General features: G+C 63.0%; 10 protein-coding genes. 2 read left to right on the forward strand and 8 right to left on the reverse strand.

The window, feature by feature from the left end; translation table 11 throughout:
• Positions 1-87 precede the first annotated feature (87 nt).
• The 4 genes from D7T59_RS12785 to D7T59_RS12800 form a co-directional block, all read right to left on the reverse strand.
• On the reverse strand, positions 88-2,190 hold the full coding sequence (locus D7T59_RS12785; RefSeq protein ID WP_164137226.1) for a M13 family metallopeptidase: 2,103 nt from the start codon (positions 2,188-2,190) through the stop codon (positions 88-90).
• Positions 2,191-2,355: 165 nt separating this feature from the next.
• Positions 2,356-4,389, reverse strand: coding sequence for an alpha/beta hydrolase family protein (locus D7T59_RS12790; protein WP_180852585.1), 2,034 nt, complete (start codon positions 4,387-4,389; stop codon positions 2,356-2,358).
• A gap of 97 nt (positions 4,390-4,486) precedes the next feature.
• Positions 4,487-7,435, reverse strand: coding sequence for a TonB-dependent receptor plug domain-containing protein (locus tag D7T59_RS12795; protein WP_180852586.1), 2,949 nt, complete (start codon positions 7,433-7,435; stop codon positions 4,487-4,489).
• Between the two features lie 382 nt (positions 7,436-7,817).
• Positions 7,818-10,625 (reverse strand): TonB-dependent receptor domain-containing protein, encoded by a 2,808-nt coding sequence (locus D7T59_RS12800; protein ID WP_164137228.1) that lies wholly within the window; start codon positions 10,623-10,625, stop codon positions 7,818-7,820.
• A gap of 214 nt (positions 10,626-10,839) precedes the next feature.
• Here D7T59_RS12800 and apbC point away from each other — a divergent pair, with 214 nt between their 5' ends.
• Positions 10,840-11,694, forward strand: coding sequence for an iron-sulfur cluster carrier protein ApbC (gene apbC / locus D7T59_RS12805; RefSeq protein ID WP_005414099.1), 855 nt, complete (start codon positions 10,840-10,842; stop codon positions 11,692-11,694).
• A 72-nt stretch (positions 11,695-11,766) separates the two neighbouring features.
• Here apbC and D7T59_RS12810 read toward each other — a convergent pair whose 3' ends face one another.
• Positions 11,767-14,832: a TonB-dependent receptor gene (locus D7T59_RS12810; RefSeq protein WP_180852587.1), complete on the reverse strand. Its 3,066-nt coding sequence runs from the start codon at positions 14,830-14,832 to the stop codon at positions 11,767-11,769.
• Positions 14,833-15,253: 421 nt separating this feature from the next.
• Between D7T59_RS12810 and dcd the strand changes: the two genes are divergently transcribed.
• Entirely contained in the window at positions 15,254-15,826 is a 573-nt protein-coding gene (gene dcd, locus D7T59_RS12815) for a dCTP deaminase (protein WP_005410499.1), read from the forward strand.
• Positions 15,827-15,921: 95 nt separating this feature from the next.
• Here the strand turns inward: dcd and D7T59_RS12820 are convergent, their stop codons facing one another.
• The 3 genes from D7T59_RS12820 to D7T59_RS12830 are packed head-to-tail and all read right to left on the reverse strand — an operon-like array spanning position 15,922 to position 17,195.
• Entirely contained in the window at positions 15,922-16,089 is a 168-nt protein-coding gene (locus D7T59_RS12820) for a LiaI-LiaF-like domain-containing protein (RefSeq protein ID WP_005410498.1), read from the reverse strand.
• A gap of 15 nt (positions 16,090-16,104) precedes the next feature.
• Entirely contained in the window at positions 16,105-16,527 is a 423-nt protein-coding gene (locus tag D7T59_RS12825; RefSeq protein WP_164137230.1) for an HIT domain-containing protein, read from the reverse strand.
• Positions 16,524-17,195 carry a dienelactone hydrolase family protein gene (locus D7T59_RS12830; protein WP_180852588.1) on the reverse strand — a complete coding sequence of 224 codons (672 nt, stop codon included), beginning with the start codon at positions 17,193-17,195 and terminating at the stop codon, positions 16,524-16,526. The genes D7T59_RS12825 and D7T59_RS12830 overlap by 4 nt, the downstream gene beginning before the upstream one ends.
• Positions 17,196-17,249: the final 54 nt, after the last annotated feature.

Here is a 17,249-nt window from a genome sequence, read left to right on the forward strand (position 1 = left end):
CGCCATGCGTGGATGACATTCACCGCCAAAAACAAAGGCCCGGGAATTCCCGGGCCTTTGCAGGTCTGCAACAGCGTCAGCCGTGGCTTACCAGATCACCACCTGCTGGTCGCCGCTGCGGGCCATCGGCGAACCGGCCTTGCACTGGAACGCGGCCGCGAAGGTCGGCAGGTTCGACGGCGCACCCATGGCGCGGAACTGCGCCGGGGCATGCGGGTCGGTGGCCAGGCGGACCTTGGCGTTCTCCGGGGTGTACTTGGTACGCCACACGGTGGCCCAGTTGAAGAAGAAGCGCTGGTCGCGCGTGAAGCCGTCCACCTTCGCGTCTTCCTTGCCTGCGCTGGCCTTCTGCAGTGCGTCGTAGGCGGTCGCCAGACCACCCAGGTCGGCGATGTTCTCGCCCAGGGTCAGGTGGCCGTTCACCGCCTGGCCGTCGACCTTGTACTGGTCGAACTGCTTGACCAGCTTGCCGGTCAGGCCTTCGAAGTTCTTCTTGTCAGCGGCGGTCCACCAGTCTTCCATGTTGCCGGTCGGCCCGAAACGTGCGCCCTGGTCGTCGTAACCGTGGGTCATTTCGTGGCCGATCACCGCGCCGATGCCGCCGTAGTTCAGCGCGTCGTCGGCCTTCGGATCGAAGAACGGTGGCTGCAGGATGGCGGCCGGGAACACGATCTCGTTCTGCAGCGGGTTGTAGTAGGCGTTGACCGTCTGCGGGGTCATGCCCCATTCGGTCTTGTCCACCGGCTTGCCGATCTTGGACAGGTTGAACTTGTAGTTGAACTCGTTGGCCGCGCGCACGTTGCCCAGGTAGCTGTCGCGCTGGGTCTGCAGGCCCGACCAGTCACGCCACTTGTCCGGGTAGCCGATCTTCGGGGTGAAGGTTTCCCACTTGGCGATGGCCTTGGCCTTGGTCTCATCGCTCATCCAGCTCAGGCCCTGGATGCGTTCCTTCAGCGAGGCGGCCAGGTTCTTCACCAGCTCTTCCATCTTGGCCTTGGCTTCGGGCGAGAAGGCCACCTTCACGTACAGCTGGCCGAAGGCTTCACCGGCGTCGTTTTCAATGGTGCCCAGCACGCGCTTCCAGCGCGGCTTCTGTTCCTTCTGGCCGTTGAGGGTCTTGCCGTAGAACTCGTAGTTCTCCTGCACGAAGGCGTCGGCCAGGTACGGCGAGGCGCTGTCCACGGTGTGGAAGCGCAGGTAGGCACGCCACACCGACGGATCGGTGTCGCCCAGCGCCTTGCTCACTTCCTCATGGAAGGCCGGCATGGCCAGCGAGAACTTCTCCGGTGCGGCCACGCCCTGCGACTTGAAGAACTCGGTCCAGCTGAAGTTCGGGGTCAGCTTGTCGGCGTCGGCCAGGGTGACCGGGTTGTAGTACAGCTCGACGTTGCGCGACAGTTCGACGCGCGACTTGGAGGCCTTGGCCAGGCGGGTCTCGAACTTGACCACTTCCTCGGCCTGCTTGGCAGCGTCGGCAGTGGCGACGCCGGACAGCTCCAGCACCTTGGCGACGTGTGCCTGGTAGGCCTTCAGCTTGTCGGCGTTCTTGGCGTCGGTGTAGTAGGTGCTGTCCGGCAGGCCCAGGCCGCCCTGGCTGGCGTAGGCCAGGTTCACGGCCGAGTTCTTGAAGTCGGCTTCAGCGCCGAAGCCGAACAGGACATTGTCACCCTTGGCTGCGCTGGTGCGCAGGTAGTTGGCAATGGCCGCCTTGTCCTGCAGGCCATCGATCGCGGTCAGGTCGGCCTTCAGCGGCTCGATGCCCTGGGCGTTGATCTTGGCCTCGTCCATGCCGGTGGCCCACAGGTCGCCGACGATCTTTTCGATGTGGTTCGGGGTCTTCACCTGCGCCACCTGCTCGGCCAGCTGGTGCTGCACAGCCACCGAACGCTCGTCGAGGATGGTGAAGGCGCCCCAGCTGGTGCGGTCGCCCGGGATTTCATTGGCGGCCAGCCACTTGCTGTTGACGTAGTCGCCGAAGGCGCCACAGGCGTCCTTGCTGGTATCGAGGTCGCTGGGCTGGAAGGCGTTGTAGGCCGGCAGCTTGCTCTCGTCCAGGGTGTACTGGGTGGCTTCGGCGGCAGCCGGCGTGGAGGCGGTGGCGTCCTTGGCCGGGGTTTCAGTCTTGCCGCAGCCAACCAGCGCGGCCGAAACGGCCAGGGTCAGCAGCACGATCTTGGGAGTACGGGTCACTTTGATGGCCTCCAGGCCGAGTGAGTCAGGGAAGGGCCGCAGGGACGGCCGTGGGCCGAACGATACGCCGCCGGCCTGCCCTGCAAGGGTGTCGAAGGTCATGGCCGGGCGCAAGGGCCAGAACGAGCAAGGGCGCCCGCCGGGGCGCCCTTGCTCGGGCATGGATTACAGGCCGCCGCCGCCGCAGCCCTTGCCCAGATAGTCGTCGATCAACCTGAGCTGGTCGCCCATGATCGCGCGGGTCCAGGCCGGCCCGTGCGCATAGTCGGCGATGGCGTGGAACTCGACCGGCTGCCCCGAGCCCTTGGCCTTGTTCACGAACCACTCCGACTGCTCGATGGGAACCGTACGATCGCGGTCACCGTGGTAGACCATCAGCGGAATCTTCATCTCGCCCGCCTTGTCCAGCGGGTTCAGGCCGTCCACGGTCTTCGACTGCGCTTGGCGGAAGAACGGATTGGTATAGAAACGCGCCCAGATCTTCTTGATGTCCGAGACGCCGGCGCCGGCAATCGCGCACTTGTACAGGCCGTTCGGGCGGACCGAGGCCGCCAACGCTGAGTAGCCGCCATAGGAGAAGCCGAACATGGCGATGTGGCCGGGCTGGGCGATCTTCTGGTCGATCATCCACTTGGCGCCATCATCCTTGTCGTCCTGCATCTTCTGGCCCCATTCGGCGTCACCGGCCATCCAAAGCTTGCGGCTCCAGTCTGCCGAGCCGCGGAACTGCGGGCGCAGTACTGCCATGCAGCGCGATGCCATCAGCGGTACCCACATCGAACCATCGAAGTCCATGCCATCGCGGGCCCACGGACCGCCATGCGGGTGCACGACCGCCTTCCAGGGACCGGCACCGCACAGTTCGGTGTTGGGTGTGGTCAGGAACGCCGGAATATCCAGCCCATCGCGGGCTTTGTAATAGACCAGCCTGGTATCGCCCAGCGCAGCCGGATCGATCTTCGGATAGGACTTGGCCAGCAGGGTCAGCTTGCCGTTTCGCAGCAGGTGATATTCAGGCGGATTGGCCGGTCCAGAGACGGCCAGCACGAAGGTCTTCAGGTCCTTGCTGTAGTCGACGACGCGCACCGCACGGCCGGTATCGGCCTGGGTGGTCGCGCGCTGGCCCGTCGCGGGATCGACCAGGGTGACGTCGCTGGACTGGATGCCCAGGGCCTGGCGAACGCCTTGGTTGAGGCCCTTGAACACCGGATGGGTCCATTCAACTTCGTTCTCGCGAGGGCCACTGTAGGTCACGCCAAGCAGTGCGCCGAAGGGCACGCCCTCCACATCCTTGTAGCGGTTCACATGAACCGAACCCGCATTGAAGAATTTGTGTTCGAACAGCACTTCCCTCTGTTTGCGCGCAGTGATGTCGTACTCGTAGATGATGGTCTTGTCGCGGCCGACGTTGCTCTGGATGAAGGCGATGTTCGGGTCATCGGCGAAACCGACGACCTGGGTGATGTCGCGGTCCTTCACATGCGAGCGGAAATGTTCTTCCCACGCGTTGGTGGCCGGGTTGCGGAATTCGGTGGCGACGTAGGCACCGGTACCGTCCACGTCCTGGCGCAGGCGTGCACGCAGTTCGCTGTTCAGATCGGTGAGGTAACCGGCGACGCGTTCTTCAGTCTTCTGGATGCGCTGGGATGTGAAGCTGCGCAGGTTGACCTTGTAGACGTCTCCCGAGTTGCTGCCCGAACCGTTGACCACCAGGATGTGATCCGGGTCGTTGGGCAGCGTGTCCAGAACTGTGGCGTTGGAGAGTGCCTGCTCCAGTTCTTCATTGCGGCTGGTGGCACGCGGAACGCTGATTGGCTCCTTCCACTGCTTGCCCTCGGTATCGGTGATGAAGAACTTGCTGATGAATGTCTTGTTGACCCGGTCGGTGCGCAGGTCGAATGGCTGCCAGAGGGTGACTGCCAGCAGTCCGTCCTTGATGAAACTCACGCTCTGGAACTTCATGCGGCCTGCGCCGATCGTGGTAGGCGCTGCGCTGAGGTTGTCGGTCTTCCAGACCAGGATCACGCGATCTTCGCCGCGGGCTTGAAGCCCGGCGATCTGAGTACCGTCTGGAGACACGGAAAGACTTGATATGTCCGGGAAGGCGGCCAGCTGTTCGATCGTGGGGACCGTCGGCTTGGCATGGAGGTGCAGCGGCGCGGCGACGGCCAGCGCGGCCAGCAGCAGATAGTGCTTCATGCTACGTCTCACTGTATCCGAGCGATGGGAGAGTGGGCGTTGCACCCACCCCAAAATACAGCCGCCGCCCGGAAGGGCGGCGGCTGGTGGTGCAGGCTTAGAACTTCTTGCTGAGGTTCACGAAGAACGTACGGCCGAAGTAGTCGTAGCCACTGTACAGCGGGGCATTGCCGATCGTGTTGTAGATGCCGGCACCCGGGCTGATGGTCGGCGGTTCCTTGTCAGCGAAGTTGCGCACGCCGGCAGTGGCCTGCCACTTGTCGGCGGTGTACTGAACCGAGAAGTCCTGGGTGATGTAGTTCGGCACGGCCAGCTTGTACGCCGAGGTTGCGGGATCTTCCTCGTAGTAGGCATAGCTGGACATGTTGTCCACCCAGTTCAGGCCATAGCGCACACGCCATTCCTTGAACTTGTAGGTCAGGTCCAGCTGGCCGGTGAACTTCGGGTTGTTGATCCGGCCGTTGGCGTCAACCAGCGGATCGTCCTCGAACACCTTGCCGGACTGCTCCAGGAACCGCGAGACCTGCACGTTGGCGCGGAATTCGCCCGGACCGATGTCGCGAACGTAGCGGGTGGTGAAGTCCAGACCGCGCACCTTGTCGGTGGCCAGGTTGGCATAGCCGTTCTGGACGGTCAGGGTGTTGTTGGGCGAACGGCTGATCAGGCGGCACAGACCATTGTTGGCGGCGAAGTCGCCGGTGGTGCCGTTGTAGCAGGTGCTCAGGATGTAGGTGGCACCCATCTGGGCAACGCCGTTCTCCACTTCGATGTCGTAGTAATCGACGGCGAAGGACAGATCACCGAAGCCGCTGCCGAACTCCGGCTGCAACACCAGGCCGACGGTGAACGCGTCGGAGGTTTCGGCCTTCAGGTTGGCACCGACCAGGCCACCACCGATGGAGTCCACACGTACCGAGTTGGTCGCGGTGAAGCTGGTGGGCAGGCCCTGGGACGCGCAGTTGATGTAACGCGGGCTGGTCGGATTGCGCGACCCGTAGTTGTTGCAGGGATCGCTGGAAGCGTTCAGGAAGCCGCTGGTGGCGCCCAGGAACTGTTCGAACAGCGCCGGGGCACGGTACGAGGTGCCGTAGGAGGCACGCAGCGACAGCCACTTGACCGGCGTCCACAGGCCACCCAGCTTCCAGGTGGTGTCCGAACCATACGACTTGTAGTCGGTGTATCGGGCCGAGGCGTTGAAGGTCAGTTCCTCGGCAGCGGTGACGCCGGACAGCAGCGGCAGCTCGATTTCGCCGTAGGCTTCCCACACCGAATCGCTGCCGCGGGTCGGGTCGGAGCTGGTCAGGTTGTACAGGTTGCGGTTGATCGAGTGGATGCTCGGGGTATCGTCGATCTTGGCCTTGCGGTATTCGACACCGAAGGCGCCGGCGGCGGTACCGCCCGGCAGGTCGAACAACGGACCATTGACGTTCAGGTTCGCGGTCGATTCCTTGTAACTGGTGTTGCCGGTGACCGGGGTGTAGACGAAGTTCTTCCACTCGTACGGCAGTTTGCCGGCCAGCGTCTGCGCGTTGAGCATCGGTGCGGCAACGCAGCCGTTGGCCGGGTCCACGCACCTGAAGCCACCGGCGCCGTCGGACACCACGTTCAGGCTCTGTGCCAGGCGATCAGTCAGGAACGTGTTGAAGGTGTAGTCCGCATCGGAGTCGGCATGGCTGACCATGAAGTCATAGTTCCACTCCGAACCGAGCCGGCCGCGCACGCCGGCGGTGGCACGGAAGAAGTCCACCGACTGCTTGCTGCGGTCGTTGCCGAAGCCGATGAAGGTGCGGGCCGACACGTTCTTGCCATTGGACGTTTCCGTCGGCAGGGCGAAGGCCGGCAGGTTGGCCAGGTCACCGAGCAGCGGATTGCCGACCGAGTAGTCATAGGACAGCTGGCGGTAGCCGGTCTGGGTGGAGTCGCGCTTGTTGCCGAGGAACTCGTAGTAGAACTCGGCATCTCCCATCACGCCCAGATCCACGCCACCCTGGAAGAACAGAGTGTGGGTGGTGGCCGGGGACACCAGCGATTCCTTCAGCAGGCCTGGATCGAAGGTGTCGCGGTCGTAGTAGCCGACAGACTCATAGCCCGGCAGGCGGCCGGTGGTGACGGCGGGATTCGGACGCCAGCGGTTGAACCCACCAAAGGTGGCGGTGCCCAGGGTATTGATGGTCACGCCGCCGGAATCGAGCGTGAAGCACTTCGACTTGCCGGTGGTCGGATCGATGTAGTCGCCGCTACCGAAGTAGTTGCCCACGGTCATGTCGCGCAGGTTGTCGGTCGGACAGCTGGCCCAGCTGCGATCACCCACGGTCATTTCATTGCGGCGGTAGTGCTCGTATGAGCCGGAGAAGTGCGAGCGCTCGCCGGTGCTGCCGAACACGATCGAGTATCGGGTTTCGTCACCGCCACCGCTCTCGGTGGCGTTGTGCTGGAACTCGGCCTCAACACCGTCCACGTTCTTGCGGGTGATGATGTTGACAACGCCGGCCACAGCGTCCGAACCGTAGATGGACGAAGCACCGTCCTTCAGGATTTCCACGCGGTCGACCATCGCGCTGGGCAGCACGTTCAGGTCGGCCGAACCGACCGAGCCGCGCGAGCCTGCCGGTGCAACGCGGCGGCCGTTGAGCAGGATCAGAGTACGGGTGGCGCCCAGGCCACGCAGCGACAGGGTGTTGGCACCCGGGCCGCCATTGGTGACATAGCCACCGAAGGAGTTGTTGATCTGTGCGCTGCCGGCAGTGACGCTGTTGCTCTGCAGCGCGGCGGCGGTCGAGTTGAAGCCCGCCAGGGTGGTTTCCTCACGGGTTACGACCTGAACCGGCGAAACCGAGTTGAACACGTCGCGGCTGATGCGCGAACCCGTGACGGTCACCGTGTCCAGGTTGGTCGCCTTGGACTTCGGTGTTTCCTTCGGTGTGTCTTGTGCCGCCTGCGTCGAGTCCGCGTCCTGGGCGAACGCCGGAGCGGCTGCGATGAGCAGCACGGCAGAAGCGAGGGCAAAGCTCAGCGGATGCTTGCCGAGCGACTTGCGATTGATCATCTGAAATCCCCTTGAATCCAATGATTGCGTCGTACACCGGGGACATTGCCTTGCGGGCGTCTCCGTGTGCCCCTTGCCCGGTGTTGGCAGTGGTTCTGCCCCCGGTTGCACCGGCTTCACGGGCCGGTAACTCGAGATTAACATGACATTAACCGAGCATGTCAAACGTTCATTGCGCAGTCATCAAATTTTCGTAGAGATGCTGTCTCTTTCCTCGAAATCAGGTTGGATTTCTTGTATCTGTTTGATCTGCAATGATTTTTATGAGTTCTCCTGATGGTGTCTGGATGCTGAATGGATGGGTGTCCTGTGCCCGCCCCAAAAAAAAAGGCCCCGCCGAAGCGGGGCCTGGTCCAGACACGAAGTCCGGAAAACGACGGGATTACTTGCCGAAGTCGTACTTCATCTGGGCCTGGATGGAGCGGCCGTAGATGCTGTAGAAGGCGCTGTTGTACGGGGTGCCATCGGTACCCTCGTAGCTGTAGCGCTGGCCGGTCGGCATCTTGTTGAAGACGTTGTTGACCATCAGCGACAGGGTCAGGTCTTCCTGCGCGCGGTAGGCGAAGCTCAGGTTGTACGTGGTGTACGAGCCCCACTTGCCGGCCTTGGCGCCGTAGCGGTTGGTGTAGTCGTAGCTGCGACCCAGGTAGGCGACGTAGTTCGGCGTGCTGCCGACGTAGTTCGCGTACACCGTGGTGGTGAACTTGTCGATGTTCCAGGCCACCGACAGGTCGCCACGCACCTTGGCGTAGTTGTCGTAGTAGTACATGTTGTACGGATCGCTCAGCAGGTCGATCTTCTGTGCACCCGGCAGCGGCTGCAGCTCGCGCTTCAGCATGTTGGTGTAGTTGCCGGAGAAGTTCAGCGAGCCGAAGCGGCCGATGTCCTGCTGGTACTTCGCGCTGACGGCGACTGCTTCCAGGTTCTGGCTGGCGACGTTCAGCTTCGGGGTGTAGACGCGGGTGATCGCACCGGCGTTGTCACGGGTGATCCAGTTGGCAACATCCTGGCAGCTGGCCGAGGTGTTGTTCACGGCACCGGTGGCGCAGGCGTACTCGGCCATCAGCAGCTGGTCGCTGCTCAGGGTCTTGACCTCGTTCTTGATCTTCCAGTTGTAGTAGTCAACCGACAGCGAGAAGTTGCTGACCGGTGCCCACACAACGCCCGCGCTCCACACGTCGGCGGTGATCGGCTTCAGGTCCGGGTTGCCGGACTTTTCGCTGTAGACCGAGGTGTTCTTGTAGTACGGGCAGAGGTCGTCGTTCAGCGCGAAGCCCGCCTGGTTGCAGCGGTAGTAGTCGTTCTGGCTGGACGCGTACGAACCGCTCATGCCCTGGAAGGCGTCGGACAGGGTCGGTGCACGGAAGGCGGTGCCGTACTTGCCGCGGAACAGCAGGCTTTCCAGCGGACGGAACTCGACGCCGATGCTGTAGGTGGCCTTGTCGACGGTGCTGTCGGCGATCTTGAAGGCGTCGTAGCGGCCCGAAGCGCTGACCGTCACCATGTCGTGCAGCGGCATGCGCAGCTCGGAGGTCACTGCGTAGCTGCTGCGGTGGCCGGCGCCGGCCACGGCGGTGGTGCCCCAGACGTTGCCGTCGATGAACGACTGGTTCGGGGAGTAGTTCCAGCCTTCGCTGCCACCTTCCAGGACCACGGCGAGGCCGGCGTCACCGCCCGGCAGGCTGAACAGCGAACCGTTGGTCAGCTGCACGCGGCCCAGGTTCTGCCAGGTCTTGCTGTGGTGGGTGCCGTAGCCGGTGAAGCTGCCGAACTCTTCCGGGGTGATCGGCGAGTAGAACGCAGCATAGTTCGGGTTGTAGATGCCGAACTGGCCGCCGGTCTTCGGGTCGGTGTAGGTGCCCAGCTGCTGGCCGAGGACGCGATCGGCGAAGAAGCCGTTGATCTTGTCCTTCCAGCGCACGAAGCGGTCCTGGTCCAGGCGGTACTCGCCACGGGTAAAGCTGGCGCTGTAGTCCCAGTCACCGAACATGCCCTTCGCACCCAGGGTGACCTGGTAGGAACGGCTGCGGTCGGCATTGAGGATGTTGTTGTAGTCGCCGACGCCGATTTCTTCCGGCGCGAAGGCGCGCTGCAGGTTCACGACCTTGCCCAGGCCCTGGTCGTAGAAGCCGCCCATGCCCGACTGCGTGCCCCACCACAGGGCGCTGGAGCCGGAGGTGAACTCGGTCTTTTCCTTGCTGTACAGCACGTCGGCGAACAGCTGCAGGTTGTCGTTCACGTCGAAGGTCATGGTCGAGTAGAACTGACCGCTGTCCTTGGAGTTCTTCAGCGTCTTGTAGCCCGCGCTGTAGATCGAGCCGCAGGACTCGCCCTTGCCTTCACGGAAGCCGACGGTGGTGGTGCCGTCGTACAGGCCGGCAACATTGGCGCAACGGCTCGGGTCCATCATGTAGTACTTGCCGCCACCGGTGACCAGGAAGTCATTGGACGGCGCCTGCGGGGTGAAGCCGACCGGGTTGGTCTGGCGGGTGATGTCGCGCTGGTAACCCCAGATCGGGTTGCCCGTTTCGTACTGGACGTTGACCAGTGCGTTGAAGCGGCCGTCGACGGCGGTGAAGCCGTGCGCGCCGCTGATGCGCAGGTTGCTGCCACCACCTTCGGTGTAGGTGCCGCCGCGGACGGTCATCGTGCCGCCGTCCATGCGCTCCTTCAGGATGATGTTGACGACGCCGGCGATGGCGTCCGAACCGTACAGCGAGGACTGGCCACCCGGCAGCACTTCAATGCGCTCGACGATGTCGACCGGAATGCCGCTGAGGTTGTTGAACGACTCGCTGCCGTTGTACAGCGCCGGATACGAAAGCATCGGGCGGCCGTTGATCAGGTACTTGGTGTAACCCGGGTTCAGGCCGAACATGCCGGAGGCTTCGGCGCCCTGGGTGAAGGCACCCGAGGTCTGGCCACCCTGCAGGCCGCCGGTGGTCAGCGAGGACTGCTGCAGCACTTCGGCCACGCTGGTGAAGCCGCGTGCCTGGATGTCTTCGGAGGTGATGGACATCACCGGGGTCTGGGTTTCAACCTGGGTCTGCGGGATCAGCGAACCGGTGACGGTGATCTTGTCCAGGTTGGTCGCCTTGTCCTGGGCCATTGCCGGGGCGGCGGCCATCAGAGCGGAAATCAGGGCGACGGCGAGCGTGTTGCGACGTGCGGTGTTGCTTACGTATTTCATGTAGTTCCAATAAAGAGCAAAAAACAAAAATCGGCACTGCGCATGCGCCATCGTGCGCGCTGGAAACCAGCTCCGCAGCCCAAAACAGTGCTTCAGGAACGTAACATGAACTTAACAATCTGTGCACGAATCTGTAGCAATCCTGAATTTCAGTCAGGCTACGTCCAGCTTGTATGATGTTGGGTTATTCCCCCTGATACAGCTGGTGCCCGTTGTGAACAGTTCCCCCCGCCGCCCCCATGCCAGCCAGGTCCAGAAGGGACTGACGCCACATGCCCGCATCCGCAATGTCATCGCGGTCGGCTCCGGCAAGGGCGGCGTGGGCAAGTCGACCACTGCGGTCAATCTGGCCGTGGCGCTGCAGCAGCTGGGCGCACGTGTTGGCGTGCTGGACGCGGACATCTACGGCCCCAGCGTGCCCGCCATGCTGGGCTTGTCCGGCCGGCCGGAAAGTCCCGACAACAAGAGCATCGAGCCGCTGCGTGCGTTCGGCGTGGACACCATGTCGATCGGCTACCTGATCGAAGAGGACACGCCGATGATCTGGCGCGGTCCGATGGCCACCTCGGCAATGACCCAGCTGTTCAACGACACCCTGTGGGACGATCTGGATTTCCTGCTGATCGATCTGCCGCCAGGCACCGGTGACATCCAGTTGACCCTGACCCAGAAGATCCCGCTGGCCGGTGCGGTGATCGTCACCACGCCGCAGGACATCGCCACGCTGGATGCAAAGAAGGCGCTGAAGATGTTCGAGAAGGTCGAGGTGCCGGTGCTGGGCATCGTCGAGAACATGGCGGTGCATACCTGCAGCAACTGCGGGCATGTCGAGCACCTGTTCGGTGAAGGCGGCGGCGAGCGCATGGCGGCCCAGTACGGCGTGCCGCTGCTGGGTTCACTGCCGCTGCAGATCGGCATCCGCGAACAGGGCGATAGCGGTACCCCGATCACCGTGGCGCAGCCCGATTCGGTACCGGCCCAGGCGTACCGCCATGCCGCGCAGCGCCTGATCGAGGAAGTGGGCAAGCGCCCGCGGGCATCGATCCCGATCCTGTCATCGCTGCTCTGACCGCGGCCGCAAAGAAAAAGCCGCCGGCGCGAGGCCGGCGGCAATCAGAAGCGTTCCTGGAGAGGGAACGGCTTACCAGTCGTACTGGACCTGGAAGCGGACGTAGCGCGGATCGTTGAAGTACTTCGGCGTGTTGTAGTTGTAGTAGGTGCGGATGGTCTCGGCAGCGCTCGGGCGGCCGTACTTGGTCTCGTACACCTGCACGGGCTTGATGTTGTTGAAGGCGTTGAGCACGGACACCTGCACGCTCAGGCCTTCCATCCACTTCGGGGTATAGGTGATGTTCGGGCTGACAGTGAACTGCCAGGGCGTGCGGCCGGCGCTTCCCACCTTGGCGATGTCATCCGCACTGGTGAAGCCGTCGGCCTGCAGCTGGCAGCTGTGGAAGACGCCGGTGTAGCCATACTCGGTGCCGAAGCTGCCCCAGCCGCCGCCCAGGCAGCTCTTGGGGGCGCCGGACTGCGCCAGCACATTCACGCCGACGGACCATTCATCGTTGAACTTGAAGCCACCGAACAGCTTGATGCTGTGGCGATGGTCATTGAACAGGTAACCGTCCGAGCCGTACATGATTTCGGCAAAGTCGAAGTCCGACGTGGTGCCGGTGTCGTCCTGGCCGTTGGTGCTCTTGACCAGGCCCTCATAGTTGCCCTCCAGCTTGGACCAGGTGTACGAGAAGCTGGCATACCAGCGCTCGGTCTGCTTGTCCGCGCTGAGCGTGACGGCCTTGTAGGTACGCTTGGCCTTCGGGCCGAGGGTCGAGCCCGGCACGGTGATTTCCTCCGTGGTGCCATTGCCGTCCACGTCGAGCGTGACCTTCAGGTCGCTGCCCGGGTTGTAGATCCAGCAGCCCGGCAGGCCCTCCGGCACGGTCCATGGGTCGGACCAGTTGGACAGGTCGTAGCCGGCTGCGACGGCCGCGTTGTAAAGCGAGCGCGAGTCACAGGTGTCATCGATCGCCTTGTTGATGCGTCGATAGGTGGCCTTGATGCCCAGCGTCCAGTCGTTGAAGAAGTCGATCGGCGAACTGATCTGCTGCTGGTAGCCCAGGATCACCTCGTCCTGCGTGTAGGGCTTCAGTCCCTTGGACGCCACGGCGCGGGGATCTGGAGTGGTGCCGCCCTCGCCGTTGATAACCGAGTCGATGGCGCCGTCTTCATAGCGGCCGGTGATGTTCGGTGCGCCGTTGGCGCCGATTCCATCGTAGGTGTAGTACTGATCCAGATAGTACGAAGCACTGGCTGCGCGCAGCGCCACGTTTGCAGCGATGGGCAGTGAGTAGCGGCCTACCGAAGCGAACAGCTTGCTGCGGCCATCCCCCAGCAGATCCCACGAGAAGCCCAGACGCGGCTGCCAGATGTTGTCCTGCTTGACGAAGCTGATGCCGTCGGAATTCTTGTTGTTGAAGGAATCGTTACGGACGCCGGCATACAGCATGAAGTTGTCGGTGATCTGCCAGTTGTCCTGCAGGTACCACGACTTCTGCTTGATTTCGATCGAACCGCCATTGCGGAAGTTCACGAGGTTGGCGTACTCATCTTCCAGGTACCACAATGCGCCGCCGGAGTAGGACGTGCCCTGCACGGAGGTCCATTTCTCATCGCTGTAGCCGAAGCCGATCTTGTGATCGCCCAGCTGCCAGTCGAAGTCAAGGCGGGTACCCTTGCGCTCGTTGCGGCCGCCGAACATGCCGACGGTGCTTGCCACGGCGCAGCCGATACGACGACCGGTGCCGCCGGTTTCCGACCGGTAGTCCAGCACATATGGGCATGCGCCCTGCGGGCTGTTGATGTCGCCGTTGTAGGCGTCGAAGACACCGTCAGGGCTGATGGTGTGCTCCGAAGCCCGGTTACGCATCTGCCCATACTGCAGCGATCCGGTCAGGTTCTCGGTCAGGTAGCTGGTCCACTTGAACACGTCGGTCTGGCCGCCGCTCTTGCCGACCAGTTCGCCGAGATAGCTGGTCTTGGCCGGCTCGCCGCCTGCATCAGGACGGTCGTAGAGCGCGTTGTAGTAGTCATAGGAGTAGCGTCGGCTGTTGTCGAAGCCGGTGTACTCCAGGTGGTTGTTTTCGTTGAGGTACCAGTCAACCTTCAGCAGCCAGTAGGGCGTCTTGGACTCATAGTCGTAGGCCGTGGTGGACAGGGCCGCTGCCGACGGGGGGCGCCCGTTGGTGGTGTACTGGGAGCCACGATTGCTGAAGCTGGTGGTCTTCGAGTCGCTGAACTGGCCCATGGCGAACACGAACAGCTTGTCTTCGATCAGCGGACCGCCGGCCCATACACTGTAGACGTTCGAGCTGCTGCTGTTCTTGTCATAGGAACGGAAGATCGAGCCGTCGTCATAGTAGGTATCGGGCGTGCTCTCGCGGAGTGAATCGGGTGCGCCAGTCCAGCTGAAGCCGCCTTTCCACTCATTGGTGCCACGCTTGACGTTGACGCTGGTCACGCCGCCGGTGGAGAAGCCGTACTGAGCACCATAGCCACCGGTCTGCACGTCCAGCTGGTCGATGGCCTGATAGGGGATTTCCGAGAAGGACAGGCTGTCGTACAGGTTGGTGACATTGAATCCGTTGACGTAGTAGCTGTTCTCAGCAGCCGATGCGCCACCGAAGGAGGCCGGGCCGAAGTAGCCGCTGGCCGCCACGGTGCCCGGGGTGAGCAGGGAGACGCTTGTGACATCGCGGGCGACCGGCAACGAGTTGAGCTTGTCGGCGGTGAAGGTGGTCCGCGATTCAACGCTGCCCAGATCGATCGTGTTGGCCGCGCCCAGTGCGCGCACGTTGACGGTATCGAGCGAAGTGGCATTGCCGCTGCTCGCAGAGGCGAATGTTGCGAAGGACTGTTGGCCCGCCACCACAGTGACGCGGGTGGTCGCAACCGGGCTGCCACCACTGACCGTGGTGACCTCGTAGGTGCCGGTGGGCAGCTGGGAGATGCGGAAACGGCCATCCGCGCTGACGTTCACTTCGCGGGTAGCGCCGGAGGCCAGGCTTTTGACCTGCACTTTTTCAGCTGAAGCTGCGGTACCGACGATATCGCCAGAGGTGCTCTGGGCATAGCTGGTGCCGGCGAGGGCTCCCAGCACCATGGCCAGGGCGGTGCGCTTCAGGCTGCGTCCATTGAAGTTCAGATTCATCGTGTTCCTTTGCGGTTGCAGAGGGAAATCGGTTCAATTCAAGCTGACCTGAACGAATTGTTCAGGATGAATGAAACCGTAACGATGAAGTTTTTCTCGCGCAACGTTCATCTGGCGCTCATGAATCTACAGGCGCTGAAAATTTGTCTCAGGTTGTTGAATTTAAAGATATTTTATTTTTTGTTTCGGTTTGTTTCGTGTCTGACGAGATGATTGAAAGTGACACAAATGTGTGATAAGTGATTAATTCTGCAACGATAAGTCTCATTTGTTATTCACGATTGTGGGGCATCGATCGTAGGCGCGGTGGCGTGAAGTGGCTTCCAGGGCCGAGGGACAAGCATGGCCGCCGCAGGGAGGCCACCTGTAGAATCGCCGCCTCGGGCGCAGCCCCATTCCCCCTCGTTCAACAGGACAGAGCATGAGCATCAAGAGTGACCGTTGGATCCGCCGCATGTCCGAGCAGCACGGCATGATCGAGCCGTTCGAGGCAGGGCAGGTCAAGCAGGCCAACGGCGAGCGCATCGTCAGCTATGGCACGTCCAGCTACGGTTACGACGTGCGCTGCTCGCGTGAGTTCAAGGTGTTCACCAACATCAACTCGACCATCGTCGATCCCAAGCACTTCGACTCGGGCAGCTTCGTCGACATCACCGCCGACGAGTGCATCATTCCGCCCAACAGCTTCGCGCTGGCGCGCACCGTGGAGTACTTCCGCATCCCCCGCGACACCCTGGTGGTGTGCCTGGGCAAGAGCACCTATGCGCGCTGCGGCATCATCGTCAACGTGACCCCGCTGGAACCGGAATGGGAAGGCCACGTCACCCTGGAATTCAGCAACACCACGCCGCTGCCGGCGCGCATCTATGCCAATGAGGGCGTGGCGCAGATGCTGTTCTTCCAGGCCGCGGCCGATGACATCTGCGAGACGTCGTATCGCGATCGTGGCGGCAAGTACCAGGGCCAGACCGGTGTGACCCTGCCGCGTACCTGATCTCCGGCGTCATCGCATGACGAAAACGCCGGGCAATGCCCGGCGTTTTCACATGGGCCACGTGGTGCGTTGGCCAGGCTTGGCCCGGCGCTACCTTATTTGCCGCGACCGAACAGCATCGCGATGCCGACACCCACCAGCGCAACCGGCCACCAGGTCAGCAGCAGCTTGGACAGGTTCAGGTGCGTCCAGCCCAGGTTGCTGGCGAGCATGAACAGGCCGATCAGGATCAGCAGGATGGCGGCAACGAGGTTGAATCGCATCGGGTCGGTGAGGGCTCAGGTGTGGGCCGGATATCCTAGCCGTTCCTTCCAGTAGGCGACATGCTGGTCCAGTGCGGCCGCTTCGTAGCGGTGCGCGGGACCGCTGCCCCAGACCGGGCCCGGCCAGGCCGGATCACCGTCATGGCGGCCGATCACGTGGAAGTGCAGCTGGCGCACGATGTTGCCCAGTGCGCCGATGTTGATCTTCTCCACCCCATCGGAGCCCTTCAGGGCCTTGCAGGCGCGGTTGAGCTCGGTGCGCAGCTTGTCCTGCTGCTCGCCGTCCAGCTCGATCCACTCGGTGACCCCGGCCAGGCGCGGTACCAGTACCAGCCAGGGGAATCGTTCGTCGTTCATCAGCCGCACTTGCGACAACGGTCCTTCGGCCACCAGCACGCTATCGGTGGCCAGGCGTGAATCGAGTTCGAAATCGCTCATCCAAGATGCTCCGAGAAGAAGTCCAGGGTGCGTTGCAGCGCCAGGGCGGCGCTGTCTGGATCATACGCATGTCCGACCTCCCGGTTGAAGGCGTGATCGGCCGGATAGACGAAGGTGGCCATCTGCGGCAGCTTCTCGCGGTGGGCCTGGACGGCCTCCGGCGGGATGCTCCTGTCCTGGGCGCCGAAGTGGAAGATCACGGGTGCCTTCGGCGTCTCATCGAGGAACTGGACGTTGCGCGCACCGTAGTAGCTGGCAGAGGGCAGGCCCAGGCGCACGGCGGACAGCATCGCCACCGTACCGCCCCAGCAGTAGCCGACGGTGCCGACCTTGCCGTACGGCGCCAGGCGCGTCGCCGCCGCGCGCACCACCTCCAGCGCGCGTTCCATGCCCAGCGCGCCGACCCGTTCCAGCCCCTGCTTCACGCCGTCGGCGTCGTAGGGCAGGGCATCCGGGTCGGCCTCGGGTCCATCGACGAGGTCGAAGAACGAAGGCGCCAGCACCGCATAGCCTTCGGCGGCGAAGCGCTCGGCCACGCCGCGGATATGCGGGTTGGCGCCGAAGATTTCCTGCACCACCACCAGCCCACCGCGCGCGCTGCCCTCGGGGAGTGCCTGCCAGGCCCGGACCGGGCCATGGTGCGTATCCAGGGTGATCCACTCGGCCATCGTCATCTACCTCGTTGTGGGGAACAGGGCTGCATTGTCGGCGCTGCGGCGGTT

Origin of the sequence: Stenotrophomonas maltophilia (assembly GCF_013464915.1) — a bacterium.
GTDB classification, from domain to species: Bacteria; Pseudomonadota; Gammaproteobacteria; order Xanthomonadales; family Xanthomonadaceae; genus Stenotrophomonas; species Stenotrophomonas maltophilia_AT.

What these genes read in the sequence shown, in the direction of transcription:
- D7T59_RS12790 (WP_180852585.1), bottom strand. Translation starts at nt 4,389, where the DNA reads ATGAAGCACTATCTGCTGCTGGCCGCGCTGGCCGTCGCCGCGCCGCTG.
- D7T59_RS12820 (WP_005410498.1), bottom strand. Translation starts at nt 16,089, where the DNA reads ATGCGATTCAACCTCGTTGCCGCCATCCTGCTGATCCTGATCGGCCTG.
- D7T59_RS12795 (WP_180852586.1), bottom strand. Translation starts at nt 7,435, where the DNA reads ATGATCAATCGCAAGTCGCTCGGCAAGCATCCGCTGAGCTTTGCCCTC.
- D7T59_RS12825 (WP_164137230.1), bottom strand. Translation starts at nt 16,527, where the DNA reads ATGAGCGATTTCGAACTCGATTCACGCCTGGCCACCGATAGCGTGCTG.
- D7T59_RS12830 (WP_180852588.1), bottom strand. Translation starts at nt 17,195, where the DNA reads ATGGCCGAGTGGATCACCCTGGATACGCACCATGGCCCGGTCCGGGCC.
- dcd (WP_005410499.1), top strand. Translation starts at nt 15,254, where the DNA reads ATGAGCATCAAGAGTGACCGTTGGATCCGCCGCATGTCCGAGCAGCAC.
- D7T59_RS12810 (WP_180852587.1), bottom strand. Translation starts at nt 14,832, where the DNA reads ATGAATCTGAACTTCAATGGACGCAGCCTGAAGCGCACCGCCCTGGCC.
- D7T59_RS12800 (WP_164137228.1), bottom strand. Translation starts at nt 10,625, where the DNA reads ATGAAATACGTAAGCAACACCGCACGTCGCAACACGCTCGCCGTCGCC.